The organism is Sutterella sp., assembly GCF_052272535.1.
Lineage (GTDB): Bacteria > Pseudomonadota > Gammaproteobacteria > Burkholderiales > Burkholderiaceae_F > Sutterella.
Map to the genome: position 1 here is coordinate 1 of NZ_DAVZJY010000295.1, position 2,499 is coordinate 2,499.

2 protein-coding genes are annotated in these 2,499 nt (G+C 52.2%); one reads left to right on the forward strand and one right to left on the reverse strand.

Going from position 1 to position 2,499, the window contains the following annotated elements; genetic code table 11:
• Window positions 1-138: 138 nt before the first annotated feature.
• Window positions 139-1,971, reverse strand: a complete 1,833-nt coding sequence (locus ACT6Y9_RS10410; RefSeq protein ID WP_443744482.1) for an IS1634 family transposase — start codon at window positions 1,969-1,971, stop codon at window positions 139-141.
• Window positions 1,972-1,981: 10 nt separating this feature from the next.
• Between ACT6Y9_RS10410 and ACT6Y9_RS10415 the strand changes: the two genes are divergently transcribed.
• On the forward strand, window positions 1,982-2,499 hold a 518-nt coding region (locus ACT6Y9_RS10415), incomplete at its 3' end, for a hypothetical protein (RefSeq protein WP_443744483.1).

Below are 2,499 nucleotides of genomic sequence, written 5' to 3' on the forward strand. Positions count from 1 at the left end.
ATCAAATAGTTATATTTGTTATATCTAAAGATCATGGGTATGAGGAGAATTAGGAATTCATCACCGCCTAAGCGGATTATGAGATCCTGAGGGCGCATCTGACGATCAATATTATCCTGAAAGTCTGGAAATACTGACTCAATCCAGGGACTCGCCCGGGATGGCATCCAAATCGTCGTCCGTCCACGGATCCACGTGCCGTTCTTCGCGAAGCATCTTGATGAACAGCTGATCTCGCTTGGTTGCTTCGGTGCTCCACCTCTTACGGGCGTTGCTATTTTTCACGGTGACGGTTTCCACGCAATCAAACCAATCCAAGATCTGGTGCAGCGTCATTGTGTCGAGCCACTTGCCGAGCTTGGCGTAGGCGTTGCGATCTTCCTGAGTCAACGCCGTGTCAATGGCCCGTTCCTTGGCCTTCGCCTTGATCTTATTGACGGCGACCTGCAGATAGAAATGGTACCCAAGCGCCACCATTCTGCAGAACTCCTTGCCCCGAACCTTGTTGACACTCCAGACGCGAGCCTTGTCACCATCGAGTTCGTTTTTCGACGTACGATAGGAGTCTTCGATTCGGTTGCGCATGCGGTAGCGCTTAAGGACAGCCCACTTGTCCTTATGCTTATTGCTGACCAGGCAGAAGATCCCGGAGTTCAAAATGGCCTTTTGAAGTGCGTTATTGTTGAGAGCTACCTTCAATTTCCCGCCGCGGCCGGCTCGCGAAAGGATCAGGAACCGCTCGACGCGCTTTCGATCCGCATCGGAGAGAGACTCAAGGGCGGTTCCGCTTTCCAGAGCGGATTTCAGGTTCAGTATGCGATTCTTCAGTTCTTCTGCTGCGTTGTGCGCCTTGTTGATGTTCAGGTAGAAGTGTATGTAAAGCCTAAATTTTTGACTTTCCGTCTGCCCGACATCCTTCTCTCCGCGCTTGCGTTCTCTCGCCCACGAAAATTCGATCATCTGCGTTGTGCTGACGCCATGAATGCTGTGATCGAACGGACATACGTTGGTCCAATCCTCGAACTGTGCACGCAGACTTTTCCCTTCGACATCCGTTACATCGTCCAAAGAGTGGCCAACCCAATTGTCGGAAAGCGTTGCGCGCCCCGTAAACTGGATGTGGTTACGAAGTAGCGCACAGATGTTGTCGCGCTTCATGAACCCGTTGTCCAGAATGAATTCGGGCACCCGAAGCCCATAACTCTGCGCGCGTTTAATGGCGTTGGTGACGCACGACACGTCGGAAATATTGCCGGGTTGCATCTCAAAGGAGACCGGGAGACGGGAAGCGATTGAGTAGAACGTCACAAGCTTGTACGTAGCCAAGCCGTCACCGGCTTTGTTGAAGCCATCACGGATATACGGTTCAAGATTTTTCGAATGGCTCGACGTCGTTGTGCTGTCAAGTGCAAACACCGGAGAGCCTTCTTCGACATCGTTGGCAAGTGCCTGGAACAGCCTCTGCATGCCCGTTTCGTTAAGCCCCAGATCATCAAACAGTGCGTAGCAGATGTCCGGAGTCATACCAGGCAGGTATGGCAGGTCGTGCGTGAGCTGCCAGGTCCCAATTCGATTCACAGCCAACCCGGTCATCACCCAATAGCGGGCAACCGAAAGGATCTTCTGAGCCATCCCTTCAGCAGAAAAAGCAGCGCGAACTTTAGCGTCCAAACCCGATGTACGACCGGCCCACTCCAACAAATCGGTGCCGCCGGTGTTCGTGCGAGTGGCAGTCGCCTTGGGCGCAATGTCAGCGCTCTGATTGTTCACCGGTTCCGCCTTTCGCTTGGGACGGCAGGGGATGATTTCCCCCGTTTCCGGGCAAATCTTGCCAATCCTTTCGGATTTCACGGGCACGTTGAACTTTCGTTTCGGATCATATTGGAATTGACGTCGTTCGACGTACGTCGTGCCATTTTTGTGCTTCACGCGGACAATGCGCGTTTTGATCGGGGTTTCGGACTGAGACATAGTTTTCTCTGTGGCGGTGATTGAGTGTGTATATTATACAGTATACACTCAATATTTTCCAGTAAAAAAGCCCGAATTTTCGGGCAATTTTATTCTCGGCAGGACAAGGATTTGTGAGCTTGAGTCCGTATCTGCCGACTTTTCGGATCTAAGTCCCGAGGAGAGGATGAATCCGTCGGAGGAGACCTTTCACGAGTACATTCTGCTGCCGGAGAGCTTGGAGGCGGAGCCGGAGGAGATCGAGGAAGACTTTATAAGACAGATGTACATAGTGGAGGGACTGACGGAAGAGGACTTTCAGATCACGATGAAGGTATACGACAAACTGCCGACGGCGATGTCGAAGGACAGTCACAAGACTCCATTGGAAATGCTGAGGCTGTACGACGCGATGCAGGAATATCTGATGCCGAATCTCAGGCATATGCCGCGGGCGACGAGAGAGATGAGCGACGAACAACTGAAGATGGTGAAGTACAAGCTGGGACCGTACCAGTGGGGGACGGGCAAACCGGAGATGATCTTAGC